The organism is Jejuia sp. G7-7, assembly GCF_055808955.1.
Genome location: NZ_JBVVSZ010000001.1, coordinates 1,367,107 through 1,391,700, shown reverse-complemented (window position 1 = coordinate 1,391,700; position 24,594 = coordinate 1,367,107). Strand labels below are relative to the sequence as shown.

Annotated in this window: 31 protein-coding genes and 1 pseudogene; all 32 read left to right on the top strand. The window is 30.4% G+C overall.

Features of this window, described 5'->3' with window-relative positions; genetic code table 11:
- The first annotated feature begins 51 nt into the window (after window positions 1–51).
- The 32 genes and pseudogenes from AC0L5U_RS06920 to AC0L5U_RS06765 all read left to right on the top strand — a co-directional run bounded on the left by AC0L5U_RS06920 (window position 52) and on the right by AC0L5U_RS06765 (window position 24,540).
- On the top strand, window positions 52–270 hold the full coding sequence (locus AC0L5U_RS06920) for a hypothetical protein (RefSeq protein ID WP_473415470.1): 219 nt from the start codon (window positions 52–54) through the stop codon (window positions 268–270).
- A 183-nt stretch (window positions 271–453) separates the two neighbouring features.
- Window positions 454–759: a hypothetical protein gene (locus AC0L5U_RS06915; protein ID WP_473415469.1), complete on the top strand. Its 306-nt coding sequence runs from the start codon at window positions 454–456 to the stop codon at window positions 757–759.
- A complete protein-coding gene (locus AC0L5U_RS06910; RefSeq protein WP_473415468.1) occupies window positions 759–1,193 on the top strand; it encodes a glycosyltransferase in 435 nt (144 codons plus the stop codon). The genes AC0L5U_RS06915 and AC0L5U_RS06910 overlap by 1 nt, the downstream gene beginning before the upstream one ends.
- Window positions 1,186–1,791, top strand: a complete 606-nt coding sequence (locus tag AC0L5U_RS06905) for a glycosyltransferase family 2 protein (protein ID WP_473415467.1) — start codon at window positions 1,186–1,188, stop codon at window positions 1,789–1,791. The genes AC0L5U_RS06910 and AC0L5U_RS06905 overlap by 8 nt, the downstream gene beginning before the upstream one ends.
- Before the next feature lie 223 nt (window positions 1,792–2,014).
- A complete protein-coding gene (locus AC0L5U_RS06900; RefSeq protein WP_473415466.1) occupies window positions 2,015–2,533 on the top strand; it encodes a glycosyltransferase family 2 protein in 519 nt (172 codons plus the stop codon).
- A gap of 403 nt (window positions 2,534–2,936) precedes the next feature.
- A complete protein-coding gene (locus AC0L5U_RS06895) occupies window positions 2,937–3,170 on the top strand; it encodes a hypothetical protein (RefSeq protein WP_473415464.1) in 234 nt (77 codons plus the stop codon).
- A complete protein-coding gene (gene wecB / locus AC0L5U_RS06890) occupies window positions 3,142–4,236 on the top strand; it encodes a non-hydrolyzing UDP-N-acetylglucosamine 2-epimerase (RefSeq protein ID WP_473415462.1) in 1,095 nt (364 codons plus the stop codon). Before AC0L5U_RS06895 ends, wecB begins: the two co-directional genes overlap by 29 nt.
- 3 nt (window positions 4,237–4,239) lie before the next feature.
- On the top strand, window positions 4,240–4,434 hold the full coding sequence (locus AC0L5U_RS06885) for a hypothetical protein (protein WP_473415461.1): 195 nt from the start codon (window positions 4,240–4,242) through the stop codon (window positions 4,432–4,434).
- A 397-nt stretch (window positions 4,435–4,831) separates the two neighbouring features.
- Window positions 4,832–5,497, top strand: coding sequence for a glycosyltransferase family protein (locus AC0L5U_RS06880; protein WP_473415459.1), 666 nt, complete (start codon window positions 4,832–4,834; stop codon window positions 5,495–5,497).
- A complete protein-coding gene (locus AC0L5U_RS06875) occupies window positions 5,490–6,398 on the top strand; it encodes a glycosyltransferase family 2 protein (RefSeq protein ID WP_473415457.1) in 909 nt (302 codons plus the stop codon). The genes AC0L5U_RS06880 and AC0L5U_RS06875 overlap by 8 nt, the downstream gene beginning before the upstream one ends.
- 32 nt (window positions 6,399–6,430) lie before the next feature.
- On the top strand, window positions 6,431–6,922 hold the full coding sequence (locus tag AC0L5U_RS06870; RefSeq protein ID WP_473415455.1) for a class I SAM-dependent methyltransferase: 492 nt from the start codon (window positions 6,431–6,433) through the stop codon (window positions 6,920–6,922).
- Between the two features lie 157 nt (window positions 6,923–7,079).
- Entirely contained in the window at window positions 7,080–8,081 is a 1,002-nt protein-coding gene (locus tag AC0L5U_RS06865; RefSeq protein WP_473415454.1) for an N-acetylneuraminate synthase family protein, read from the top strand.
- A gap of 2 nt (window positions 8,082–8,083) precedes the next feature.
- Window positions 8,084–8,536, top strand: a complete 453-nt coding sequence (locus tag AC0L5U_RS06860; RefSeq protein ID WP_473415453.1) for a methyltransferase — start codon at window positions 8,084–8,086, stop codon at window positions 8,534–8,536.
- Window positions 8,537–8,715: 179 nt separating this feature from the next.
- A complete protein-coding gene (neuC, locus tag AC0L5U_RS06855; RefSeq protein ID WP_473415452.1) occupies window positions 8,716–9,558 on the top strand; it encodes a UDP-N-acetylglucosamine 2-epimerase in 843 nt (280 codons plus the stop codon).
- Window positions 9,555–9,875 (top strand): UDP-N-acetylglucosamine 2-epimerase, encoded by a 321-nt coding sequence (locus tag AC0L5U_RS06850; RefSeq protein ID WP_473415450.1) that lies wholly within the window; start codon window positions 9,555–9,557, stop codon window positions 9,873–9,875. The genes neuC and AC0L5U_RS06850 overlap by 4 nt, the downstream gene beginning before the upstream one ends.
- Complete coding sequence (locus tag AC0L5U_RS06845; protein ID WP_473415446.1) at window positions 9,875–10,573, top strand: acylneuraminate cytidylyltransferase family protein; 699 nt, start codon at window positions 9,875–9,877, stop codon at window positions 10,571–10,573. The genes AC0L5U_RS06850 and AC0L5U_RS06845 overlap by 1 nt, the downstream gene beginning before the upstream one ends.
- Before the next feature lies 1 nt (window position 10,574).
- Entirely contained in the window at window positions 10,575–12,281 is a 1,707-nt protein-coding gene (gene asnB, locus AC0L5U_RS06840; protein ID WP_473415444.1) for an asparagine synthase (glutamine-hydrolyzing), read from the top strand.
- A 68-nt stretch (window positions 12,282–12,349) separates the two neighbouring features.
- Window positions 12,350–13,741 (top strand): hypothetical protein, encoded by a 1,392-nt coding sequence (locus AC0L5U_RS06835; protein WP_473415443.1) that lies wholly within the window; start codon window positions 12,350–12,352, stop codon window positions 13,739–13,741.
- A complete protein-coding gene (locus tag AC0L5U_RS06830) occupies window positions 13,738–14,808 on the top strand; it encodes a glycosyltransferase family 4 protein (RefSeq protein WP_473415441.1) in 1,071 nt (356 codons plus the stop codon). The genes AC0L5U_RS06835 and AC0L5U_RS06830 overlap by 4 nt, the downstream gene beginning before the upstream one ends.
- On the top strand, window positions 14,799–15,242 hold the full coding sequence (locus AC0L5U_RS06825) for a glycosyltransferase (protein ID WP_473415437.1): 444 nt from the start codon (window positions 14,799–14,801) through the stop codon (window positions 15,240–15,242). Before AC0L5U_RS06830 ends, AC0L5U_RS06825 begins: the two co-directional genes overlap by 10 nt.
- On the top strand, window positions 15,214–15,942 hold the full coding sequence (locus tag AC0L5U_RS06820; RefSeq protein ID WP_473415436.1) for a glycosyltransferase family 4 protein: 729 nt from the start codon (window positions 15,214–15,216) through the stop codon (window positions 15,940–15,942). The genes AC0L5U_RS06825 and AC0L5U_RS06820 overlap by 29 nt, the downstream gene beginning before the upstream one ends.
- Window positions 15,943–15,953: 11 nt before the next feature.
- Window positions 15,954–17,507, top strand: a complete 1,554-nt coding sequence (locus AC0L5U_RS06815) for a glycosyltransferase family 2 protein (protein WP_473415435.1) — start codon at window positions 15,954–15,956, stop codon at window positions 17,505–17,507.
- A gap of 1 nt (window position 17,508) precedes the next feature.
- Window positions 17,509–18,504, top strand: coding sequence for a glycosyltransferase family 2 protein (locus tag AC0L5U_RS06810; protein WP_473415433.1), 996 nt, complete (start codon window positions 17,509–17,511; stop codon window positions 18,502–18,504).
- On the top strand, window positions 18,501–19,463 hold the full coding sequence (locus AC0L5U_RS06805; RefSeq protein ID WP_473415431.1) for a glycosyltransferase family 4 protein: 963 nt from the start codon (window positions 18,501–18,503) through the stop codon (window positions 19,461–19,463). The genes AC0L5U_RS06810 and AC0L5U_RS06805 overlap by 4 nt, the downstream gene beginning before the upstream one ends.
- A gap of 153 nt (window positions 19,464–19,616) precedes the next feature.
- Window positions 19,617–20,684, top strand: coding sequence for a glycosyltransferase (locus AC0L5U_RS06800; RefSeq protein WP_473415428.1), 1,068 nt, complete (start codon window positions 19,617–19,619; stop codon window positions 20,682–20,684).
- Complete coding sequence (locus AC0L5U_RS06795) at window positions 20,685–21,404, top strand: hypothetical protein (protein ID WP_473415427.1); 720 nt, start codon at window positions 20,685–20,687, stop codon at window positions 21,402–21,404.
- 8 nt (window positions 21,405–21,412) lie between these two features.
- Window positions 21,413–22,054 carry an O-antigen ligase family protein gene (locus AC0L5U_RS06790; RefSeq protein WP_473415426.1) on the top strand — a complete coding sequence of 214 codons (642 nt, stop codon included), beginning with the start codon at window positions 21,413–21,415 and terminating at the stop codon, window positions 22,052–22,054.
- A 32-nt stretch (window positions 22,055–22,086) separates the two neighbouring features.
- The gene (locus AC0L5U_RS06785) at window positions 22,087–22,356 is read left to right on the top strand and encodes a hypothetical protein (RefSeq protein ID WP_473415423.1); all 270 of its coding nucleotides are present in this window, start codon (window positions 22,087–22,089) and stop codon (window positions 22,354–22,356) included.
- A gap of 41 nt (window positions 22,357–22,397) precedes the next feature.
- Complete coding sequence (locus tag AC0L5U_RS06780) at window positions 22,398–23,096, top strand: glycosyltransferase family 4 protein (protein WP_473415420.1); 699 nt, start codon at window positions 22,398–22,400, stop codon at window positions 23,094–23,096.
- A gap of 56 nt (window positions 23,097–23,152) precedes the next feature.
- The gene (locus AC0L5U_RS06775; RefSeq protein WP_473415418.1) at window positions 23,153–23,395 is read left to right on the top strand and encodes a hypothetical protein; all 243 of its coding nucleotides are present in this window, start codon (window positions 23,153–23,155) and stop codon (window positions 23,393–23,395) included.
- Between the two features lie 80 nt (window positions 23,396–23,475).
- Complete coding sequence (locus AC0L5U_RS06770; RefSeq protein WP_473415416.1) at window positions 23,476–23,988, top strand: nucleoside-diphosphate sugar epimerase/dehydratase; 513 nt, start codon at window positions 23,476–23,478, stop codon at window positions 23,986–23,988.
- 16 nt (window positions 23,989–24,004) lie between these two features.
- A pseudogene (locus AC0L5U_RS06765) lies at window positions 24,005–24,540 on the top strand (sugar transferase).
- Window positions 24,541–24,594: the final 54 nt, after the last annotated feature.

The window sequence follows — 24,594 nt, the reverse complement described above, 5'->3', positions numbered from 1 at the left end:
AAGTATCATTTATAAAAAAAAGGTACTATACTTTTTTTAAATCATTTTGTGTTGAAAAAATCTCTAATTGTAACAGCTCCTTTTTTAAATAGTATTGGCGGTACCGAGATAGAAGCAGTAACTACTGCGATTTCTTTTTATGACTCCAATAGTTATGATAAAGTTACAGTTTTTTCTGCTGGAGAATTAGATAAAAGTCTGTTTGAAAATTTAATAGAAAATCGCTCGATAGACTTTTTAACGTATCCAACTTTTTTTCAAAAAGAGTAATAAAATTATTTGATAGATTATTTAAAAAAATGGATTTCAATATAATATTTCAGAATATTTATTTTGGAAGTTAAAAGGAAGTTTATACAATGCTTTTTTTATGCTGGCTTACCCAAAAAGTGTTTATTTTTTTCCGATTGCTAAAGCCGTAAATGCTAAAAAAAATGTGTTGCAAAAATAACAATGTGGCATTTTTTTAAAATACCTGAAAAGGATGTTAAGTTTTACAAGTATTTAAAAAATATAATAGTCTTTAATAATATTCAAAAATCATTTTGGAACTCAGAAAATAAATTGAACAATGTTATAGTTCAAGATATCATCATTCCAAATGAAGAGAATTTGTTGGGTTTACACGAGCCTAAGTTTTACGAAGAGAAACCTCTTAAATTTGGTTATTTAGGGCGTATTTCAGAAGAAAAAAATATTGAAGACATCATCAAGCTTTTAGATTATTTAATAAACAAAAAAACAAATCTTGTACTTTAATGATTCAAGGTATAGGTAATAAAAACTATGTTGAGGCGATAAAAAAAATGGCCAGCGAGTTTGATGTCATAAAACATATAGATTTTAGAGATACACATACTTGCCCCAGCAAATCTCACTTGTTTTACAAGCAAATTGATGTTTTTTTAGTAACCTCTAAACACGAAGGTGGTCCAATTACAGCTCTGGAAGCCGCAGCTGCAGGAAGAATGTTGCTAAGTTATAATGTAGGTGCCATGGCCGACAGATTTTCACTGTTTCCTTATATTGTAAACGGTTCGTTTAATGAGTTGTGTAATGCTGCACTTAGTTTTTGTAACTTATCACAAAATGAAAAACTTAGTTTACTTTTGAATATTAGAAATCATTATAAAGACAGCTTATCAAACTCTAAAAAAGGAGCGAAATTGATGAAAATTTTTAAGCATGAATAGTCCGTTAGTTTCTATAATAATACCATGTTATAATGATGCCGAATTTATTGAGAAATCATTAAATTCAGCAATACAGCAATCTTATGAAAATAAAGAAATCATAATTGTAGATGATGGTTCAAATAATAAGACTAAACAGGTTTTAGAACAATTAGAGTCAAGAATCTCAAAGTTAATTACTCAAGAGAATAAAGGTCAGAGTACAGCACGAAATAGAGGGGTTAAAGAAGCTAAAGGAGAATATATTTTGGTTTTGGATAGCGATGATTTTTTTGAGCCAACTTTTTGTGAGAAAGCAGTAAATATATTTTCTAATTCAGAAAAAGTAGCATTAGTAAGTTGTTATGCTAACATTATTGAAGATGAAAAGTTTAAATCTATTTATAAACCATCAGGTGGTGACTTAAAGAATATGTTACTAAATAATACAGCTCTGGGAAGTTTAATGTTTCGACAGAAGGACTGGAATGCAATTAATGGTTATGATGAAGCTATGCGAAATGGTTTCGAAGATTGGGAATTTTATATAAGGGTATTAAAAAATGGTGGAAATGTACATATTATAGAAGAACCCTTTTTAACTATAGAAGGCGTTTAAACTCTACAACGCAAAAAGCAAATTTTAAAAAGTATGATTTATTAAAATACATTTACTTAAAGCACAAGGACGTGTATACAGATAATTATGAATTGTTTGTGCAATATTTATTGGGAAGAATAGAGAGAGAGGAAAAAGAAAAGATAAAAAAAGAATCAACTATAGAGTATAAAACAGGAAAACTACTGATAAAACCGTTAAGTTTTTTTAAGAATTTATTATCATGATTGTCCGCTTTCCAATGGTAAGTATTATAATGGCCACTTATAATAGGTCTAAATTTATTCTTGAAGCATTACATTCAATTCAAGAGCAGACTCACTCAAATTGGGAATGTATTATAGTAGATGATGGTGGTACAGATAATACAAAAGAAGTTATTGCTGATATTTTAACTAAGGATTTAAGATTCAAGTTTTTTAAACGACCAGATAAATATTTAAAAGGATTACCTGGGGCTAGAAATTATGGTTTAGACTTGGCTAAAGGTGATTATGTTATTTTTTTTGATGACGATGATTTTGTACATCCAAATAATCTAGAGTATGGTTTAAAAGCAATAGGCGAAACTCAAACAGATTTTTGTCATTACCAAAAGCAATCTTTTGAAAATAAGTTGCCTCAAGTTAAAACTGAAGATTTAAAAATATACAATACTATAACCAAAGATGATATCGAGGATATTATTAATGGGAATCATAGTTTAGCGTCTTGCACGGTTTTGTGGAAAAAAATGTTTTGAGACCATTAGATTTAATGAAACTCTAATGTATGCAGAAGAATGGGAATGTTATACAAGGGTAATGTTAAATGGTGTTGAGGGAATATCGCTCAATAATATTTTGTACTATAATAGAAAACATGTGGCGTCAAATACAGGGCAGTTTTGGAAAAATGATTCAGTTAAAGTAGGTTCGAAAAAAAGGCACTAATATTAATTGTTTCAAATTTAGAAAAAGCAGGAATGTTATCTCCAAATATTTTTAATTATTTAGTGAATTTGGCAATTTCGTTCAGGGATTTTAATCTATTAAAAACTATTTTTAGGATTTCTAATTTTGCTGTAAAAACAGAAATCTTCTACAAATCGAAATTCGTGTTATACCCAATTTGGGTGTTTATTAAAAAATGGAATAAAAAATAAAATGGAAAAAGTATTCATTTTAAAAATATTTGGAGATAACGTTTATATTAGTCCTATCATAAAACCTGTAATAGGGACTAAAATAGCTTCAACAAATTTAGTAAGACTTGATAGTAAAGTTTTTAACGAATACGTAGCTGTAATTTTTGGAGATCTTAACAATGAAGTTTCAGAAAAACACCATTTAAAAATATTAAAAAAAGTAAATGATTATAGACTTAATCGCTGGAGCTAGGCCAAACTTTATTAAAATAGCACCTATAATAGATGCAATTGAGCATAAAGTTAGAAATGGAGTTAAACTTAGGTTCAGATTAATACATACTGGGCAACATTATGATAAAAATATGAGCTCGCAATTTTTTGAGGATTTAGAAATCCCAAAACCTCACATAAACTTTAATGTTGGTGGCGGCTCTCAAGCTTCGCAAACAGGGGCAATAATGTTAAATTATGAGAATTTACTTGAAAAAGAAAAAAGTGATTTATGTATCGTTGTTGGAGATGTAAATTCAACAATGGCTTGTGCTATAGTAGCAAAGAAAAGTAATATTAAAGTAGCACATGTAGAAGCAGGAATAAGATCAAGAGATATTACAATGCCTGAAGAAATAAACCGAATGATTACAGATAGTATTACTGATTATTATTTCACAACATCTCATTTATCAGGTAACAATTTGATTAATGAAGGAGTTGAGCCCTCAAAAATATATTTTGTTGGAAACGTAATGATTGATACTTTAAAAAAGTTTTATTCTAAGTTTGAAAAACCAGTATTTTGGAATGAATTACAATTAGAAAACAAAAAATTTGTTTTACTCACAATGCATAGACCATCAAATGTGGATGATGCAAAAACATTAAAATCAATAATAGCCGCTGTCTGTGAAAATGTAAGAGGGTTACCTGTTGTTTTTTCTGTACACCCTAGAACATTAAAAGTATTTAAAACTTTAAACATAGAGTATGAAAACCTACATGTTATTGAACCTTTAGGATATCTACAATTTAACTTTCTTACTAAAAATTCTAAAGTTGTAATTACTGATTCTGGCGGAATAACCGAGGAAACTACAGTAATGGGTGTGCCATGTATCACGTTTAGAGATAATACTGAAAGACCAGAAACAATTCATGTAGGAACAAATGAATTAATAGGAACAAATCCTAAAGCGTTTAAACCTATTTTAAATAAACTTTTTGAAAATAAATGGAAGGATGGAGGTATTCCAGAGAAATGGGATGGAAAAGCGGCACAAAGAATTGTAGATGTTTTAATAAATAAAATTCTTGTATAGTTCGTGGTAGAAGCTGATAGGCACATATTAATTATAGTAGATTCTATTGATATTAATGATAGTAGCGCTTCAAAAGGAAGAGTAGCTCTTATTAATAACCTTGCGAAAGCTGGTTTTAATCTTACTGTTTTACATTTTACAAGAAAAATTATAAAACTAGACACTATTAAATGTGTAGCAATTAAGGAAAAAAGTTGAATTATCTATATGTGCTAAGTCGTCTGCAACGTGTTATACAAAGGGTTTTTAAAATTAATTTAGCCCAATATATTGAGCCTCTATTTGGTTTTTCATTCACTTTTTTAATGATGTTAATAGTATCAAATCTGAACTTAAGAATGTTGATATCTCTAAAATAGATTTTGTACTAACGCTTAGTAAAGCAGCTAGTTTTAGACCACATTATGCAATTAATGATTTACCAGAATTTCATAAAAAATGGATAGCATATGTTCATGATCCATTTCCTTTTAGCTGTTACCCTTTTCCTTATGATTGGAAAGAGCCTGGTTTTAAAATAAAAGAAAAGTTTTTTCATGAAGTTGCTAAAAATGCAAAATACTCAGCATTCCCTAGTTTATTATTAAAAGAGTGGATGGGGGATTTTTTTGAAAACTTCAATAAAACAGGAATGGTAATTCCGCACCAAAATTTTAAATTGGAAATAAAAGATATTCAGTCACCTGATTTTTTCAATAAGAATAAATTTAATGTATTACATGCAGGTAATTTAATGAAACCTCGAAACCCTGAAGGGCTCTTGAAGGGTTTTCAATTATTCCTTAAAAACACTCCAAGTGCTGTAGAAGATTCTAATTTATTGTTAATTGGTAATGCGGAATATCATAGACACTTAATAGAATGTTATAATAACAAAATAAGTGGATTATATGCTAACCTAAAAAGTTTACCTTTTAAAAATGTTTACTGGTTACAACAACATGTTTCAGTAAATGTAATTTTAGAAGCTAAGGCCAAAGTAAGTCCATTTTTACCTGGTAAGTTCCCACATTGTATAGCTGCTAATAAGGCTATTTTGCATCTAGGCCCTGAGAAAAGCGAGGTTTTAAGGTTGTTAGGAGAAGATTATCAATATCATGCTGAAATTGATGATTTTAATGCAATTGCATCTAAAATTAGAGATCTTTACATTGAATGGAAAACAAATAAGGAAGGTTTTCAATTAAATAGAAAAGATATTGAGAATTATATTTCACCGTCCTATTTGAAGGAACAAATTATCAATTTGTATAATGAATAAAAGCCAGGTAACAGTTTTAATCGCCACTAGAAATCGTTTGAAAGAACTTCAAAAAACATTAGAAAGAAGTGCTTTTTTACTGGAAGATGAGAGGGTAGAATTCATAATATGTGATGATAGTTCTACAGATGGAACCTCTAATTATATTCAAAAAGAGTTTCCAAAAATCAAACTCTTGAGAAATGAAAAACAGATGGGGATTTTTTACAGTAGAAATTTAATGTTTAGTAATGTGAAAACTAAGTATGCTATTACTATAGATGATGATATTAATTTTGTAAAATCATTTGATGTAAAGAATATATTTAATTACTTTGAAACTCATACCGAATGTGCTATAATGGCATTTAGGATTTTTTGGGGAGAAGAATTACCAAATATTTTGGAGTCCAACGAAGTTCCTGTTCAAGTAAAGTCTTTCGGAGCTGGTGGACATGCTATTAAAATGAAAGATTGGAAATCTATTCCTAAATTACCAGAATGGTTTGTGTTTTATGGAGAAGAAGAGTTTATGTCAATTCAATTATTTAAAAAGGGCAAAGAAGTACATTATACACCAGATTTTTTTGTACATCATAGAGTTGACTTGAAAAAACGAAAAAAGCAGAAAGATTATGTAAGAAGACTTAGGCTATCTTTACGATCAGGATGGTATCTCTATATATTGTTTTATCCTTTAAAAGTAATTCCTAAGCGCATAGTCTACACGTTATGGATGCAACTAAAACTAAAGGTTTTTAAAGGTGATTTTAAGGCGCTTAAAGCTGTTTTTCTGGCATTTGTCGATTTATTATTTAATATGATAAGACTTATAAAAGAATCAAATAGGCTTACTAAAAAGGAGTTTTTAGATTATTCTAAATTGTCTGATGCAAGGTTATATTGGTCGCCAGCAAAGTAAAAGTAGTTAAATACATTTAAATTTAAGAGAGTTTGGAGTCAAACATAAAAACATACAGAAACAGAGCAGAATTTGCTAAAAGCATGTTGCAAAAGTATACATCCCAAGTACCAAATAAAGTTGTAAGCGATATTGGTTCTGGATTTGGTAATATGAAAATTGAAGTCGAAAATATTGGAGGCAAATGGCAACCCTTTGATTATGTGAGAAAAATAGAAGAAGCAGTTATTTGGGATTTAAACAACCCTGTGCCTGCAGGTGTTAAAAAAGCAGGAATGGTTATTTTTCTGGAAGTTTTAGAACATTTAGATAACCCGTTTTTAGGAATTCAAAATATCTCAAATCATATGGAAAAGGGAGGTATTTTAATCTTAAGCACTCCAAATCCTCAGTCTAGTAAAAATACATTAAGTTTGTTTTTAAGAGGCTCTCTTTATGCATTTCAAGAAAAGCATATTGTAGAAAATCATGTATTTACACCTTGGAAACATGTTGTTTACGAATTTTTAAAAGAAGTAATTTAGAAGTTTTAGAGTATGCAATTGTAGATACACAGTACAAAGACATAAGAAGGAATTCTTTTAAAGACTGGGTGAAATACAATATTGAATCTTATATAGAACATAAAAATCCGTTAGCAAAAGGTATGAGTTATGGTTTGGTAGCACGAAAAATTAAATAATGAGCGTAAAATTAATAGCTGAAATAGGACAAGCACACGATGGAAGTTTGGGTACCGCACATAGTTACATTGATACCTTAGCTAAAACAGGTGTTAATGCCATAAAATTCCAAACGCACATAGCTGAAGCCGAAAGTAGTATTTACGAGCCTTTTAGAGTCAAGTTTTCGAAACAGGATAATACCCGTTTTGACTATTGGAAGCGCATGGAATTTACTCTAGAACAATGGAAAGATATTAAGCAACATTGCGATGAAGTTGGATTGGAATTTATGAGCTCGCCATTTAGTAACGCGGCGGTTGATGTTCTAGAAGTTGTTGGTATTAAACGTTATAAAATTGGTTCAGGAGAGGTTAATAATTTTTTGTTACTGGAAAAAATTGCACAAACTGGTAAGCCAATTATTCTGTCATCAGGAATGAGTTCTTATGAAGAATTGGATAAAACTGTAGCGTTTTTAAAGTCCAAGCAAATAGATTTTTCAATATTACAATGCACAACATCCTATCCAACAAAACCAGAGCAATACGGTTTAAATGTAATTCAAGAATTGAAATCAAGATATAATGTTCCCGTTGGTTTTTCAGACCATTCTGCAAAAATCGAAACCGCTGTAGCAGCAGTTGCTTTAGGTGCGGAAATTTTAGAGTTTCATGCTGTTTTTAGTAAAGATGATTTTGGTCCGGATGTCACATCATCATTAACTATAGAGGCCATAAAAGAACTGGTAATTGCTGTCCGAAATATAGAAAAGGCGCAAAAACATCCAATAGATAAATCTGATAATTCCAAATTTGCAGAACTTAAGGTTATTTTTGAAAAATCACTAGCAATCAATAAGGATTTGAAAAAAGGACATAGTATTCAGTTTTCAGATTTAGAAGCCAAAAAGCCAGCAAATAGAGGTGTTTCAGCTTCAAGATTTAATGAAATCATAGGAAAACAAATTGTAAGAGATATGAAGCAATGGGATTTTTTATCTAAAGAGGACATAGATTAAATATGAATAAATTAGAACGTTTAGCATTAAACAAATATTTGAAGTTCTCAAATTTTGAAGGAAGTCAACATATTGCTACGGAACATGCCATATATAGAGTGCTTGAAAATGTTAAAATGAATAACTCAGAAAGCGTTTTAGAGATAGGTTTGGGAATTGGAACTTTATACAGTTCTGTATACTGCTTTAATAGTGAAATAAGGTATTCTGGAACAGAAAACAATGAGTTTTGCCTAAATAGTCTAAAGAAAAACTTAAATGATAGTTACAATGATTTAGATATTTATAATGATGTAAGTTCAATAAAGGGAGATAATTTTGATTTAATTATTATTGATGGTAAAGATGAATCTATTGATGTTTTACCATCTTTAACAAACAAAAATGGTGTTTTGATTATTGAAGGAGATAGAAAAGATCAAGAAAAAAATAAAAAAATTGTATCCAAAATCTAAATTTGTTCATATAATATCTCTTAAAAAGAATAATTCAAAAGGAGTTTTTGAAGATTATAACTATCAAGGAGGCGTAAAAGTATTTTTTATAAACCCCAATTTAAAGCAACTTTTGTATTACAGTAAACATAAATGGCTAACTTTTATTAAATATAAAATTAGAAAAATCAGAAGTTAGAATGAGTACAAGAAAAATTTGCGTGGTAATTACAGCGAGACCTTCTTACAGTAGGGTTAAAACTGCTTTAACGGCTATAAAAAATCATCCAAAATTAGAGTTGCAACTTGTTGTTGCAGGTTCGGCTTTATTAGATCGTTATGGAAATGCAGTAGATTATATTGAAAACGATGGTTTTAAAATTGATGCTAAAGTTTTTATGGTTTTAGAAGGTGAAAACAAAACTTCTATGGCTAAAACTACAGGTTTAGGCGTTATGGAATTAGCTAATACATTCTATAATTTAAAACCTGATGCAGTAGTAACCATTGCAGATCGTTTTGAGACTTTGGCAACTTCAATAGCGGCCTCGTATCAAAATATTCCGCTCATTCACATTCAAGGAGGTGAGGTTACTGGTAATATTGATGAAAAAGTACGACATGCGAATACAAAGTTAGCAGATATCCATTTGGTAGCTTCAAAAGATGCAAAAGCTAGAGTTATTAAAATGGGAGAAGACGAAGCTTATGTGTTTAATACAGGTTGTCCTTCAATTGATATTGCATATCAAGTGAGTAAATCACCTCAGTTAAATTACAATCCAATCCAAAAATACGGGGGTGTAGGTAATACCATAAATTGGCAAGAAGGATATATAGTTGTGATGCAGCATCCAGTAACTACTGAGTATGCAGCAGCAAAAGAAAATGTTTTAGCAACATTAAAAGTGATTCATGATTTGGGAATTCCAACGTTTTGGTTTTGGCCGAATGTAGATGCAGGAGCAGATGGCACTTCAAACGGAATTCGTTCGTATAGAGAAATTCATAAGCCAGAGAATATTCATTTTTTAAAAATATGATTCCAGAAGATTTTCTGAGATTGTTAATTAATAGCAAGTGCTTAGTGGGTAATTCAAGTGTTGGAATCAGAGAATGTGCTTATTTGGGAGTACCAGTAGTTAATATTGGTACACGACAAAACGGAAGAGCAAGAGGGCAAAATGTAGTAGATGTTTCTTATGAAGAGGCTGCTATTAAATCTGGTATATTAAATAGGATTGAGGAGCATAGAAGTATTCCAAATGACTCCATTTATGGTGAAGGGAACTCTGGAGAGAAAATCGCTGATATTTTAGCTGAAATAACACTACGTTTTCATAAAACCATTGCTTACTAATGAGAGTTTTAGGTCTTATTCCAGCACGTGGTGGTTCAAAATCCATTCCCAAAAAGAATATAAAAATTCTGAATGGGAAACCCCTGATGCAATATACGGTTGAAGCTGCAAATCAGTCAAAACTACTTTCAAAAGTGATTTTGAGTTCTGATGATGATGCCATTATTGAAGTTGCAAAACAGTTGAATTTAGAAGTGCCATTTATAAGACCTGAACATTTAGCAGAAGATAAATCGCCTACTTTGGGTGTTATTCAACATGCTATAAAATTTTATCAGGAACAAAACATCATGTTTGATGCGGTTTGTTTACTTCAAGTTACAAGTCCGTTTAAAACAGGTGAATTCATAGATGCTGCTATACATAAATTTATAGAAAGTAAATGTGACGCCTTAGTTTCAGCGCAGCAAGTACCAGACGAGTACAATCCTCATTGGACATTCAAGGAAAACGCAAATGGCAATTTGGAATTGTTCACAGGTGAACCGCGAATCATCTCAAGGCGTCAAGACTTACCTGAAATTTACCATAGGGATGGTTTGATTTACATCACTAAAACGTCTGTTTTAATGGAACAAAACTCTTTATATGGCACAAAATTGGGATATATAAAATCGCCTTTAGATTACACCATAAATATTGATACTATGGAAGATTGGAAACAGGCTGAGGCATTTTTAAACTCTAAAAGTATTTAATATGTGTGGTATTGCAGGAATTATTGGAGCGGGTAATCGTAAGCTTCAATTGGAAAATATGTTGCAATCCCAAAACCACCGAGGTCCAGATTTCACAGGTGATTTTTTTGAAGAAGGTCAGATAGCTTTAGGGCATAACAGATTATCTATTATCGATTTGTCTCAAAGTGCAAACCAACCTTTTAAGGATAATTCGGGGCGATATACCATTGTTTTCAATGGCGAAATTTATAATTATTTAGAACTCAAAAAAGATTTAGAAACAGATTACGATTTCAAAACAGTTTCAGATACTGAAGTATTACTAGCTGTATTTATAAAACATGGTAAAAATTGTTTGTCATTATTGAATGGTATGTTTGCGTTCGCTATTTGGGATAATTTGAAGAAAGAATTATTTGCTGCCAGAGACCGTTTCGGGATTAAACCATTTTATTACATTCAGAATAAAAATGTATTTCTGTTTTCAAGTGAAATAAAAGCATTATTCGCTGCTGGAATTAAAAAACAACCCAATGAAAAAGTATGGTCTCAATATTTTGCATATGGGAGTTACGGATTGCCAGATGAAACATTTTGGGATGGAATTAAACAACTATCGGCAGGACATTATTTAGAGTACCATCAAAAGAGTTTGAAAATTGAGAAATGGTATGACTTTGTTGTAAATGTTGAGAATCAATCTAAAATAAAAGATTATCATGAAGCTAAAGATATTTATACCAATTTATTAATTGATAGTATTTCGTTAAGATTCAGAGCAGATGTTTCAATCGGTTTCAACATTAGCGGTGGTTTAGATAGTTCTGCATTATTGGCATTGGCGAATATTTCTCAAAAGAATATTTCAAAAATTGAAGCTTTTACCTTTTATACTGGTGACGAAAATTATGATGAAATTCCATGGGTAGAGCAAATTATTACAAGCTATAAAAACCCATTAAATAGAGTGTTGTTGGAGCTAAGTGAAGTGAATACCTTGTCTAAATTTATTTCCAAGAAGCAAGATGAACCATTTGGGGGAATTCCAACCTTGGCATACTCAAAGCTATTTGCTGTTGCTTCTAAAAAAGGCGTAAAAGTGATTTTGGACGGACAAGGCATGGATGAACAATTAGCTGGTTACGATTATTACAGAACCAATTCTCAGTCTACAATTCAGGGGGTAAGCAAATCGCCTTTTAGAAAGAACATGTTGAATGAAGCATTTCTAAATAATAGTACTAAAAACAAATACCCAAGGCTATTTGATGATATTGTTAAAAACCTGCAATATAGAGATTTGTTTTACACAAAAATACCGAGAGCCTTACGATTTAATGATAGAATTTCTATGGCATATTCAACAGAATTAAGAACACCTTTTTTAGATTATAGATTAGTAGAATTTGGGATTGGATTACCTACAGAATTCAAATTAAAGAGTAATCACGGAAAGCAATTGCTACGAGATGTAATTTCAAAATATGTAGATAAAAGTGTGTCCTATGCGCCAAAGCGCCCTTTACAAACGCCTCAAAGAGAATGGTTAGGAAACGAACTGAAAGGATATGTACAGCAGCATTTAGATAAACTCAAGTCAAGTAAAGTTAAATCTTGGTTCAATCAAACTGAAATTGATAAGGAATGGCAACGTTATATAGCTGGAGATAATCAATCAAGTTTTCATATTTGGCAACTTGTAAATTGTGCGACTTTAATGGACTAAAAGTGTAATGCTTTAGTTGAAAAAGCCCTATATTTATCGCAATTTTCAAATGATAAAACCTTTCAGATTTGCAAGAAAAAAAGTCAAAATTAGCATTAGTGATAACTGATGGAGTAGGCTTTAGAAATTATGTATTGAGTGACTTTTTTAATGAGGCGTCAAAGGCATTTGATGAAATCATTATATTTTCGGGTTTACCAAAATCTAGCTTTGAAGGTTTTTTGTTAAGCAACTGTATTGTTGAAGAACTCGAAGATTTTAGAGAAACACCTAAAATATGGTTGTTTAGAAAATTAAAGGAAGTGGCGCATTTGCAGCGTCATAAAAACAATAATTTCGGAATACAAGATAATCTCAAAATCAATTACCCTAAAAAGAATTCAAAACGCGGAGTTTTAACAAAATTGGTGTTCTTGTGGACGTATTTTTTTAATTCAGAATCTTGGATAAATAGATATTGGAACCTTCAAAAGAAAACTTTGGCAAATAATAAAGTTACTAAAGGTTATATCCAATTACTTAAAAAATACAATCCAGATAAGTTGTTTTTTACACACCAACGTCCGGCATATGTAGCTCCTATAATTGTTGCCGCTGAACAACAAAATATAGAAACAATTACCTTTATTTTTAGTTGGGATAATTTAGCCTCTAAGGGTAGAATGGCTGGTAATTTTGATGAGTATTTTGTTTGGAGTAACTTAATGAAAAGTGAGCTGTTGGAGTTTTATACTAATTTAAAACCCAACCAAGTTACAGTAGTTGGAACACCGCAATTTGAACCTTATGTACTGTCACGTTATAAAACTGATAAAACTAGTTTTATGGCAAAGTTTAAATTAGATAGTGCTAAGCAAACTATTTGCTATAGTTGCGCTGATAGTTCTATTGGAGCAAATGATGAAGTTCATATTAGGGCTTTGTGGAATTATATAAAAAAACGTGATGATTTGCAACTCTTAGTAAGAACATCTCCTGCCGAAGAGGGTAAACGTTTTGAACATTTGGTTAAAGATATTCCAGAAATAATATGGAATATTCCAAACTGGATTCAAATGCGAAAAATTCATACCGAATCTTGGTCGCAGCGATTACCAACAGTTGAAGATGTTATCGATTTAAAATCTATTTTACAGTTTTCTGATGTGAACGTAAATATGCTCTCCACCATGAGTTTAGATTTTATGATTTTTGATAAACCTGTCATAAATACTGTTTTTGGAAATGCAGAAAATGGACTGTATGACGATCAGCGTTTTTTAAAATATGTACATTATAATTATGTTGTGAAAAGTGGCGCAGTAACTATTGCCAAAAATGAAGAGGAACTCTATCAACAGTTGGATGAGGCATTAACGACTCCAAATAAAAGGCAAGGACAAAGAAAAGAAATATTAGAATTAGAAATTGGTAGACCTATTTTAGGGACCAGTAAACGCATTGTAGAAGCTTTAAAATGAAATCGATAGCCGTTATTTGTAATTACCAATTAAAGCCTGAGAGAATTGGCAGTATGGATAGATTCTATCTTGGTTTTGATGTAAAGGTTAAAAAGCAGGGATATAGAATCGACTGGTTTTTTTCGGGTTATCAAGAATTTGATTTTTATAAAGATTTAAATGTTCACGGTGCGAAAAATCAATCAGTAGAAAATCTGTTTTTAGAACATTCAAAAATTCAAAATAAAACTTATGATGTTGTAATAACTCATTTTGTTGAATTATGTACTGCTTTTTTTAAATCGGTTAAAGCACTAAATAATTCTCATGTTATTGCTGTGGATCATAATCCAAGACCTTTAGAAGGGTTTTCATTTAAGAAGCGTATTAAAAACAAATTAAAAGGCATTATTTATTCAAGATATATTGATGAATTTGTAGGTGTTTCAAAATACACACAAAACCATATTTTAAAAGATTATGGACATTTTTTAAAACCTAAAGTTAAAGTTGTTTACAATGGCATTGCTTTTGGTAGATTTAAAAAACGAATCTTGCCGAACAAGCATAAGTTTATTGTAGCATCACATTTAAGACATTCAAAAGGTATTCAAGATTTAATAAAAGCAGTATCGCTTTTAGATAAAGATTCAAGTGCTAAAATAAAGATAGATATTTACGGAGAAGGCCCTTATGAGAAGGAACTCAAGTTACTAACAAAGACTTTAGGGTTGGAGCAATCTATTAATTTTAAAGGTAGTTCATCAAAGCTTCCAGAACTCTTTTGTAATTACAGTTATATGTTACAGCCTACCTACATGGAGTGTTTTAGTTTATCTATTTTAGAAAGTTTGTCTGCTAATGTTCCAGTAATTACAACGCAAGTAGGCGGCAATTTAGAAGTGGTTTCTCATGGAGTGAATGGATATGTTTTTCAAGCAGGACAGGTTAATGATTTAGTTGCAATTCTTTCATCTATAACTAAAGGGGAAATAGAAATTATTGATGACGTAAGCAAGCTAATAGAAACTGAATACTTTCTTGAAAAGATGGTGGATGAACATATAAAATGTTTGCCATGCACGTAGCTTTTTTAACTCCAGAATATCCGCACGAAAGTCTAGGTAACTCGGCAGGTTTAGGTACAAGTATCAAAAATCTAGCTATAGAACTTGTAAAACAAGATGTGAAAGTATCTGTATTTGTATATAGTCAAAATAATGATGAGATTATTAATACAGAAGGTGTTGAAATTCATAAAATTGCTCAAAAAAATTATCCAATTTTTGGATGGTATTTATATCGAAAACATATTGAAAAACGAATCAATTCATATATAAAAAGTAATAAAATTAGCATTATTGAAGCACCAGATTGGACTGGAATAACAGCATTTATGTCATTAAAATGTCCTTTACTTATAAGACTTCATGGAACAGACGCTTATTTCTGTGATTTAGAAAATAGAAAGCAGAAATTTAAAAATTATTTCTTTGAAAAAAGCATTAAAAAACGCCGATAAAATAGTTTCGGTAAGTGAATTTACTGCAAAAAAAACTAAGGATATTTTTAGTTTAAATGATGATATAGAAGTGGTTTTTAATGGAATTAATATTGAAAAATTTAAGCCAGTAGATGCAAAAGTAAACAAAGGGCAAATACTATATTTTGGTAGTATTATAAGAAAAAAAGGCGTTTTAGAGTTGTCTAAAGCTTTTAATTTTTTAGCTCAACAAAATGCAGATGTTTCGTTGGTGTTATTAGGAAAAGATGTTGTAGATATTTTTGAAGGACAATCAACTTTAGAGCTATTTTTAGATAATTTGTCCCCTAGAGTAAAACCCAAAGTAGTCTATTTAATTGAAGTGCCTTATAATGAAGTTTCTAAGATTATTGCCAGATCACAATTAATAACGCTACCGAGTTTTGCTGAAGCCCTACCAATGACTTGGCTTGAGACAATGGCAATGGAAAAGCCACTAGTAACCTCAAACATAGGTTGGGCAAAAGAAATGATGGTTGATGGAGAAACAGGATTTACAGTAAATCCTAAAAACCATCAAGAATACGCCAACAAATTGAAACAACTTTTAGAAGATGAAGATTTGGCAAATAGTTTTGGTAAACAAGCTAGAAAGGTAGTTTTAGAGAAGTTCGAATCTAAAATGATTACACAAAAAAACATTAATCTATATAGACGAATCATTAATAAAAAAAGATAGTAAGAATAAGAGTGATTATCATTTACCACAAAAATAACGCAGTAACTTCTATTTGGAACACCGATATTTCAGAGGCAATTCCTTTGTCTTCAAAAAAAATATCAAAAGTACTTTTAGAGCTTGCAAACATCTATTCTAACCAGTTTATAGTTTGGTGTAATGAATACGTAAAAGATAATTTAAACCATGAGGAATTTAAGAAAATGGAGCTTCAACAAAAGGTTTTTGTGTCTTTTAATTTAAATGAAACACCCTTTTTGACAAATGCCATCGGTTATGTAAACGAAACACCTTTTATTAAAATTAACAGAGAGGTTGTATATCCAACATGGTTGATGAGTAGTAATATTGGAGGTGTAAATGCATCAATTTTATTAGCTGTTGAAAATCAAATAAAACAAGATGTTAACTTTGGTTATTTTTTAAATTCTTTAGCTAAGTTAAGTATGCCGTTAGGTGTACTATGTTATAGTAACCCTAAATTGCTGAAGCCTAATTCTGTTAAAGAAGAACTTGATAAAAGCACAAGTAATTATGTTTTATTTAAGTTCGTGAAACAGCATTATAAAGTAGTTTGGGTTTTCTTACTATTTGTTAATTTTGTTTTTCATCAAAAAAGAATTCCTTTGATTCCATTTTTCTTTTCTTTATTCATGAAAAGGAGAACATTGAAAGAAAATAGTTTTAACCATATAACATTAGAAAGAAAATCAGTTACAAGCAGCGATTCCATTTCGGTGGATGTGGTCATTCCAACAATTGGTAGAAAAAAATATTTGTATGATACATTAAAGGATTTGTCGCATCAAACTCTTTTACCTAAGCAAGTTATTATTGTAGAACAAAACCCGATTCCAAATTCTAAAACAGAACTAAATTACCTGTTTGATCAAGAGTGGCCGTTTAAAATCCAACATCATTTTACACATCAAACAGGTGCTTGTAATGCTAGAAATATTGCATTAGAAATGATTGAGAACGAATGGGTGTTTTTAGCAGATGATGATATTGTACTTAAATCAGATTTTTTAGAAAAGGCAAATAAAGTAATTGGAGAAGTTGGTCAGCAAGCCTATACATTTTGCTGTCACCTAATAAATGAAAAGTTATCTGTCAAAAACAAAAAGCAATGGCTAACTTTTGGAACATGTTCTAGTATGGTACATGTAGATGCTATTAAAGATGCCAGTTTTTCTTTAGCTTTTGAACATGGCTATGGAGAAGATACAGATTTTGGAATGCAGCTTAGAAATAAAGGTGTTGATATTATATATTTACCAGAACCTAAAATTTTGCATTTAAAAGCGCCTTTTGGCGGTTTTAGAACCACGCCTAAACTGCTATGGTCTGATGACAATGTGCAACCCAAACCATCACCAACAATACTATTATTTTTAAAAAAGCATTTTACCAAAGCACAAATTTTAGGTTATAAAACAACATTATTTTTAAAATATTATAGAGTTCAAAAAGTAAAGAACCCGTTTAACTATTATAAAAAATTTGGAGAGCAATGGGAAAAAAGTCATTATTGGGCAAATCAATTAATGCAAAAACATCATTAACATGAATTTTTCATTAATTATTTGTACTTATATGCGCCCAAAATCGATTTTAGATTTACTTGAATCGGTCCGACAGCAAAAGCTTTATCCAAATGAAATTTTGATAATAGATGGTTCAGTAACTAATGAAACAGAGTTGGTATTTCAGAAAAACAATTTTGAAAATTTAAAATATTACAACGTTGAAGAGAAATATAGAGGTTTGACAAAACAACGTAATTACGGTATTAATTTAGTGGACAAAGCTTCCGAAATTATTTGTTTTTTAGATGATGATATTATTTTAAATGTTAATTATTTTGAAGAATTAATCAGTACTTATAAAGCTAAGCCAGGAGCATTGGCAGTTGGTGGTTATATTACAAATGAAGTTGAGTGGGAAAAAGTTTCAAGTATATTCAGCTCTAATAAATTTCACTTTGATGGTTGGATACGTAATGAGCCTTCCCGATTTAAATTAAGACGAAAATTTGGCTTATTACCAGATACTAATCCTGGGTTTTTACCCACATTTGCTCATGGTAGAAGTGTGAGTTTTTTGCCTCCTTCAGAAAAAATATATGAAGTAGAACAAATTATGGGAGGTGTTTCTTCTTATAAAAAAGAGATTTTTGAAACGTTGAAGTTTTCAACATATTTTGAAGGGTATGGTCTTTATGAAGATACAGATTTTTCGTTAAGACTTGCAAAACTAGGGAAACTATATATAAATACAAAAGCGCAATTGGCACATTATCATGAAGCATCCGGAAGGCCAAATACCTATAAATATGGAAAAATGGTGATGCGAAATGGCTGGTATATATGGCGAGTTAAATATGCAAACCCCACTATAAAAGCCAGAATTAAGTGGCATGCAACAGCCTTATTATTAACATTAATTAGATTTACTAATGTTTTTACTTCAAATAAAAAAGGTGAGGCATTTTCAGAGACTTTAGGAAGAATAATAGGTTGGTGGTCTTTAGTTTTTAATAAACCAAAAATTGAATTATGAATTTTGTAATCATTTCTCATGTAATTCATAAAGTAAGTGTTGGAAAAATTTCAGCCTACGAACCTTATATTAGAGAAATGAATTTATGGCTAAAATACGTCGATAAAGTTACCATAGTTGCCCCAGCGATAGTAGAAAAACCCACAACTATTGAAGTGCCTTATCAGCACCAAAATATAGCATTAAAGAAAATACCTAAAATAGAGTTTACCTCACTCAAGCATATCTTTAAATCAATTATTCTATTACCTATAATTTATATTCAAATTTTTAATGTTTGTAAAAGCGCAGATCATATTCATTTAAGGTGTCCAGGAAACATTGGTTTATTAGGATGTCTTGTTCAAATTTTATTTCCTAAGAAAATAAAAACTGCCAAATATGCTGGTAATTGGAATCCTAAAGCAAAACAACCTTTGAGTTATAAATTTCAAAAATGGCTATTAAATAATTCATTTTTATCTAAAAACATAACTGTCTTGGTTTATGGGGAATGGGAGCATCAAACCAAAAATATCAAACCTTTTTTTACAGCATCTTTTAAAAAAACTGATATAGAACCTATAAAGCAAAGAAACTATAAAGATCAACTACAATTTATTTTTGTTGGGAGTTTAGTAGCAGGAAAACGTCCAGATTTGTCTATTAAAATTGTAGAGTCACTAATTCAAAAGGGTTTCAATATCAATTTAAAACTATTTGGAGAGGGTGTAATGAGGGGTGAATTGGAGGGTTACATTAAAACTAATAACCTAAATGCTTACATAAGCATTGAAGGTAATAAACCCATTGAAATTATTAAAAGGGTTTTAAAAGAAGCACATTTTTTAATATTACCATCAAAATCAGAAGGTTGGCCTAAAGCGGTTGCAGAAGCTATGTTTTTTGGCACTATTCCAATAGCTACAAAAGTATCGTGTTTGCCATACATGCTAGAAACAGGAAATAGGGGGTTTTGATTGAACCAGAAGTAAATGATGCAGTTTTTAAAATATCCCAAGTTATAACTCATGGAGATTTATTCAAGATGTCTAAATTAGCATCAGAATGGTCACAACAATTTACTTTAGATTATTTCGAATCTGAAATTAAAAAAACTTTTGATATCCTAGATGCGTGTTCTTCAACTTATAGATTCCTTAGAACCAGGTGGTGCCGAGCGTGTTGCAGTTAATTTTGCTAATGGGGTAATAGATTCATGTGATAGAGTTTTTATATGTACAAGCCGTAGAGAAGGTGTTTTGAAGGCGAGTATTGATAAAGGTGTTGGGTACTTATTTTTGAACAAAACAGCTACACTAGACTTTAAGGCTTTAAAGCTTTTGAATAGGTTTGTAAAAAAAGAACGAATAGATGTTATTCATGCACATTCATCATCTTATTTTTTGGCAACATTAGTTAAATTAGTTAATAGAAAAATAAAAATTATATGGCATGATCACTACGGAAATAGTGAGTTTTTACATGAGCGAAAATCAATGGTGCTTATGCTTTGTTCATATAAATTTAGCCATATAATAAGTGTTAACTCTACTTTAAAAGATTGGGCTATTAAGAACCTAAAATGTAAACAAGTAGATGTTTTAACTAATTTTGTAGATGAAAATAAAAGTGGTTTTAAACAAACAACCTTGAAAGGTATAGCAGGTAAACGATTGCTTTGTTTGGCAAATTTACGACCTCAAAAAAATCATCAATTACTGATAGAATCATTTTCTAACTTAAAAAATAATGATTGGTCGTTACATTTGGTTGGTAAAGATTTTAATGATGACTATTCCAAGACATTGAGAAATAAAATTTTTGAACTTAATTTATCTAACTCAGTTTTTATTTATGGAAGCTGCCCTGATATCAGTAATATTTTGAATCAATCTGATATTGGTGTACTATCTTCAAAATCAGAGGGTTTGCCGTTATCATTGTTAGAATATGGTTTGGCAAAACTTCCAGTTATAGTCACAAATGTTGGGGATTGTAATTTAGTGATTTCAAACAGTAGTTTGGGGAGGTTAATAGATTCAAATAATCAACAAGAATTTAGTAAAGCGTTATTTGAGCTAACTGAAGATGAAATTTTAAGAACACAATTGGGGGTTTCTCTGTTTAATCATGTAAAAGAAAATTTTGGAAAGCAACAAGCTATTAAAAAATTGGTTAATATATATCAAAATATATAAGTGTATATTCTAAAAAGTACATATTTAAGATTAGCAATAATTCACTTGGTATTAGGGTTTATTATTTACACGGTAAAATCCCTGTCTGTAATTTATTTTTTGTTAATTGTTGGAGTAAGTGTTTTATATATACTTAAAGCTCCAATAAAGGATAAAACTATTACGGTGCTTATTGCATGTGCATATTCGGTTAGTGCTGAAGTGTTTTTGAGAATGACAGGAGGAAATATAGGTTACGAATCTTCTAAATATGCTGTAACTCTATTTATGATTTTAGGGATGTTGTTGAGTGGAAAGGTTGATACGAGAGCTTACACATATATAATCTTTATTTTTCTATTAGTACCCGGAATTATAGTAGCTTCTAGCACCTTGAATTTAGACACAAACGTAAGAAAAGCTGTGACTTTTAATTTAAGTGGTCCGTTTTGTTTAGGAATTTCTGCACTTTATTGTTACAACAGATCTTTAAGGTTTCAGGAAATGAAAAAGTTAATTCTCGCTTTTTTATTACCGCTGCTTTCTACTGTAGTATATTTATCTTTATATACGCCAAGTCTAAAAGAAGTATTAACAAGTACAGGGTCAAATTTTGCAACTTCAGGAGGGTTTGGTCCAAATCAAGTGTCTACAATGCTAGGAATTGGTATTTTTATGTTGGTTGTAAAGTTTTTTCTGGATTCTAAAACTCTTTTTTTAAACTATTTAACTTGTGCTTAATTGCTTTTATGACTTATAGAGCGTTAATTACTTTTAGTAGAGGTGGTGTTTTTGTTGCTGCAATAATGATTATTGCTTTTGTAGGAACCTATTATGTGTATACAACTAAACAGTTTCGAATAAAGATAATTAGTTTAATGAGCATATTTGGACTTGTTTTAGCTTTTACATGGATGGTAAGTTCTTTTAATACTTTTGGATTATTGGATAAACGTTATGCCAACGAAGATGCTATTGGTCGAGAAAAACAAGACATTACTACAGGTAGAAAAAATCTTTTAGAATCAGAATTAAATGCATTTTTTGAAAATCCTTTTTTTGGTGTAGGTGTCGGAAAAATGAAAGAAATAAGACTAGCAGAGGATGGTATTGTATCTGCATCTCATAATGAGGTCACAAGAATGCTATCAGAACATGGAATGATTGGTGTTTTAGCGCTTTTAATTTTAATTACTACACCTTTAGTATTTAGAATAAAAAACAGGAAAAATATATTTTTTTATTCTTTCTATTTGTTTTGGTTTTTAACCATAAATCATTCGGCTATGCGAATAGCAGCACCAGCATTTATTTATAGTTTATGTCTATTGAATTTAACTTTTGAGTCGCCAAAACCTAAAAGAAAAAAGAAACTATCACAAGTAAACTAAAGCTAATGTAATTGTTTAAGAGATAGAAGTATATGAAGAAAATCCTTTACATAGGAAATCAATTATCAACTAAGGATAAAACTGAAACTACAATTGATACATTAAGTAAATTGTTGCGTTCAGACGGTTTTGATGTATTAACAGCTTCTAGTAAAACTAATAAACTGTTACGGTTATTAGATATGTTATTTCATATAATTAAGTATAGAAATTATGCTGATTATGTATTAATTGATACTTATAGTACTACCAACTTTTTTACGCCTATTTATCAAGTCAATTATGTCGATTTTTTAAGTTGAAATATGTTCCAATTTTGCATGGGGGTAATTTACCTGATAGATTGAAAACTTCTCCCAAACTTTCAAAACAGTTATTCAGTAATGCTTTTATAAATGTATCTCCCTCTTTATATCTAAAAGCAAATTTTGAAAAATTTGGTTTTAAAAATTTGACTTACATACCTAATTCAATTCAGCTTAAGAATTACAAATTTGAGAAACGAACTATTAAAAAAGTAAAACTACTATGGGTAAGGTCTTTTTCTAAACTATACAATCCTCAATTGGCAGTTAAGATTCTAAAAGCACTTAAAGATGAAAATATAAAAGCTAGTCTATGTATGATTGGTCCAGATAATGACGGAAGCCTAATTGAAACAAAAGCGCTTGCAAAAAAAATGAATCTGGATGTTGAATTCACAGGAAAGTTAACCAAAACAGAATGGCACAATAAGTCGGCAGGGTATAATATTTTTCTCAATACTACAAACATTGATAATATGCCAGTAAGCGTTATTGAATCCATGGCTTTAGGTTTACCTGTAATATCTACAAATGTTGGAGGATTACCTTTTTTAATTGATAATGAAGTAGATGGTGTATTAGTTGAACCTGATAATATTAATATTTTTATATCGGCAATTTCAAATCTTGTAGATAATCAAAATTATTTAGATAAGATTGTAATCAATGCAAGAGAAAAAGTAAAACAATATGATTGGGACGTTGTGAAGTATAAGTGGTTTTCAATTCTTTCTTAACATTTTATAAATTTACTTAGTATATTTGGGTCTGCATTCTAACCTCCCTAATATAAATGCCAAAAAAAGGTATCCATTTTAATATCTCCGAGCGAAAGGTGCTTTTAAGGCTCATCGATGTAGCAATAGTATTGTTGGTTTTATATTTTGTGGGTAATACTTTCGAATTTGATTACTTCTCAATTACCCCTGAAAATTGGAAATGGATGTTTGTTTTAATTGTCTATATTTCTGTTTTTGGTACTATTTTCGAATTATATGATTTGCAAAAGTCTAGCAAGATTGAAAAGTTTGGATAAATGTTTTATTAACATCTTCTATAACAGTATTATTCTATCTTTTAACGCCTTACCTAACTCCTGTTTTACCAGAAAACAGATTGCAAATTTTGTATTTTTTCGTCTCGATTTTAGGAGCACTATTAATTTGGCGTTTCGCATACATTACATTTGTAACCTCTCCTCGGTTTTATAAGAAAGTATTGATAGTTGGAGAGACCTCGAATATCAAAACCATATTAAAGACCTTCAATGATGCAGACCCTAATTACAAAATAGTAGGATTTATTAATTGTGAAATAGAAAAAACAGAAAAGGTCAAGTTTAAGGATTTAATCGAATACAGCCCGAAACAAATTTACCAAGTAATTAAAGATAATCATATCTCTGAAGTAGTAGTAGTAAGTTATAACTCTGAGAATATTACCTCAGAGATTTATACAGACTTAATTACTTTGCTTGAAGGTGGATTACCAATTAAAGAATATACGCAGGTTTATGAAGAATTGACCCAAAGAGTACCTGTGCAGTTTGTTGGGAAAGATTTTTATAAATATTTCCCATTTAGTAGAAGTAATCAAAATAAGATGTATCTTTTTTTCATCGTTTTTTGATATTATTATATCAGCTATGGGAATTTTAATTGGAGTTTTGTTTTTACCCTTTATTCTATTAGGAAACCTCATAGCTAATAGAGGTCCTCTTTTTTATACCCAAGAACGCATTGGTAAAAACGGTAAACTTTTTCAAATTGTGAAGTATAGAACCATGATTATAAATGCTGAAAAGGACGGCGTAGTTTGGGCAAAAAGAATGATAGAAGAATAACACCCTTTGGAAAATTCATGCGAAATACAAGACTAGATGAAGTACCACAGTTTATAAATGTTATAAGAGGAGAAATGAGTTTAATTGGGCCAAGACCAGAACGTCCTCATTTTGTTAGAGAGTTATCTCAAGTACTTCCTTTTTATGAGACACGTCATATTGTAAAACCGGGAGTTACAGGTTGGGCGCAAGTGAAAACTAGATATGGTTCATCAATTGATGATAGCCTATTAAAGTTGCAATATGATTTGTACTATATCAAACACAGGAGTTTTGTTTTGGACGTAAATATTCTATTCAAAACATTAAGTACAGTTATTTTCTTCAGAGGGCAGTAACTTTAGTTTGTAGTCTCAGTCTCAGTTGAAGATAGTGTTTTATTCAGAAATAGA

What these genes read in the sequence shown, in the direction of transcription:
- AC0L5U_RS06915 (WP_473415469.1), top strand. Translation starts at nt 454, where the DNA reads ATGTGGCATTTTTTTAAAATACCTGAAAAGGATGTTAAGTTTTACAAG.
- AC0L5U_RS06910 (WP_473415468.1), top strand. Translation starts at nt 759, where the DNA reads ATGATTCAAGGTATAGGTAATAAAAACTATGTTGAGGCGATAAAAAAA.
- AC0L5U_RS06905 (WP_473415467.1), top strand. Translation starts at nt 1,186, where the DNA reads ATGAATAGTCCGTTAGTTTCTATAATAATACCATGTTATAATGATGCC.
- AC0L5U_RS06900 (WP_473415466.1), top strand. Translation starts at nt 2,015, where the DNA reads ATGATTGTCCGCTTTCCAATGGTAAGTATTATAATGGCCACTTATAAT.
- AC0L5U_RS06895 (WP_473415464.1), top strand. Translation starts at nt 2,937, where the DNA reads ATGGAAAAAGTATTCATTTTAAAAATATTTGGAGATAACGTTTATATT.
- wecB (WP_473415462.1), top strand. Translation starts at nt 3,142, where the DNA reads ATGATTATAGACTTAATCGCTGGAGCTAGGCCAAACTTTATTAAAATA.
- AC0L5U_RS06880 (WP_473415459.1), top strand. Translation starts at nt 4,832, where the DNA reads ATGGGGGATTTTTTTGAAAACTTCAATAAAACAGGAATGGTAATTCCG.
- AC0L5U_RS06875 (WP_473415457.1), top strand. Translation starts at nt 5,490, where the DNA reads ATGAATAAAAGCCAGGTAACAGTTTTAATCGCCACTAGAAATCGTTTG.
- AC0L5U_RS06865 (WP_473415454.1), top strand. Translation starts at nt 7,080, where the DNA reads ATGAGCGTAAAATTAATAGCTGAAATAGGACAAGCACACGATGGAAGT.
- AC0L5U_RS06860 (WP_473415453.1), top strand. Translation starts at nt 8,084, where the DNA reads ATGAATAAATTAGAACGTTTAGCATTAAACAAATATTTGAAGTTCTCA.
- neuC (WP_473415452.1), top strand. Translation starts at nt 8,716, where the DNA reads ATGAGTACAAGAAAAATTTGCGTGGTAATTACAGCGAGACCTTCTTAC.
- AC0L5U_RS06850 (WP_473415450.1), top strand. Translation starts at nt 9,555, where the DNA reads ATGATTCCAGAAGATTTTCTGAGATTGTTAATTAATAGCAAGTGCTTA.
- AC0L5U_RS06845 (WP_473415446.1), top strand. Translation starts at nt 9,875, where the DNA reads ATGAGAGTTTTAGGTCTTATTCCAGCACGTGGTGGTTCAAAATCCATT.
- asnB (WP_473415444.1), top strand. Translation starts at nt 10,575, where the DNA reads ATGTGTGGTATTGCAGGAATTATTGGAGCGGGTAATCGTAAGCTTCAA.
- AC0L5U_RS06830 (WP_473415441.1), top strand. Translation starts at nt 13,738, where the DNA reads ATGAAATCGATAGCCGTTATTTGTAATTACCAATTAAAGCCTGAGAGA.
- AC0L5U_RS06825 (WP_473415437.1), top strand. Translation starts at nt 14,799, where the DNA reads ATGCACGTAGCTTTTTTAACTCCAGAATATCCGCACGAAAGTCTAGGT.
- AC0L5U_RS06810 (WP_473415433.1), top strand. Translation starts at nt 17,509, where the DNA reads ATGAATTTTTCATTAATTATTTGTACTTATATGCGCCCAAAATCGATT.
- AC0L5U_RS06805 (WP_473415431.1), top strand. Translation starts at nt 18,501, where the DNA reads ATGAATTTTGTAATCATTTCTCATGTAATTCATAAAGTAAGTGTTGGA.
- AC0L5U_RS06800 (WP_473415428.1), top strand. Translation starts at nt 19,617, where the DNA reads ATGCGTGTTCTTCAACTTATAGATTCCTTAGAACCAGGTGGTGCCGAG.
- AC0L5U_RS06790 (WP_473415426.1), top strand. Translation starts at nt 21,413, where the DNA reads ATGACTTATAGAGCGTTAATTACTTTTAGTAGAGGTGGTGTTTTTGTT.
- AC0L5U_RS06785 (WP_473415423.1), top strand. Translation starts at nt 22,087, where the DNA reads ATGAAGAAAATCCTTTACATAGGAAATCAATTATCAACTAAGGATAAA.
- AC0L5U_RS06775 (WP_473415418.1), top strand. Translation starts at nt 23,153, where the DNA reads ATGCCAAAAAAAGGTATCCATTTTAATATCTCCGAGCGAAAGGTGCTT.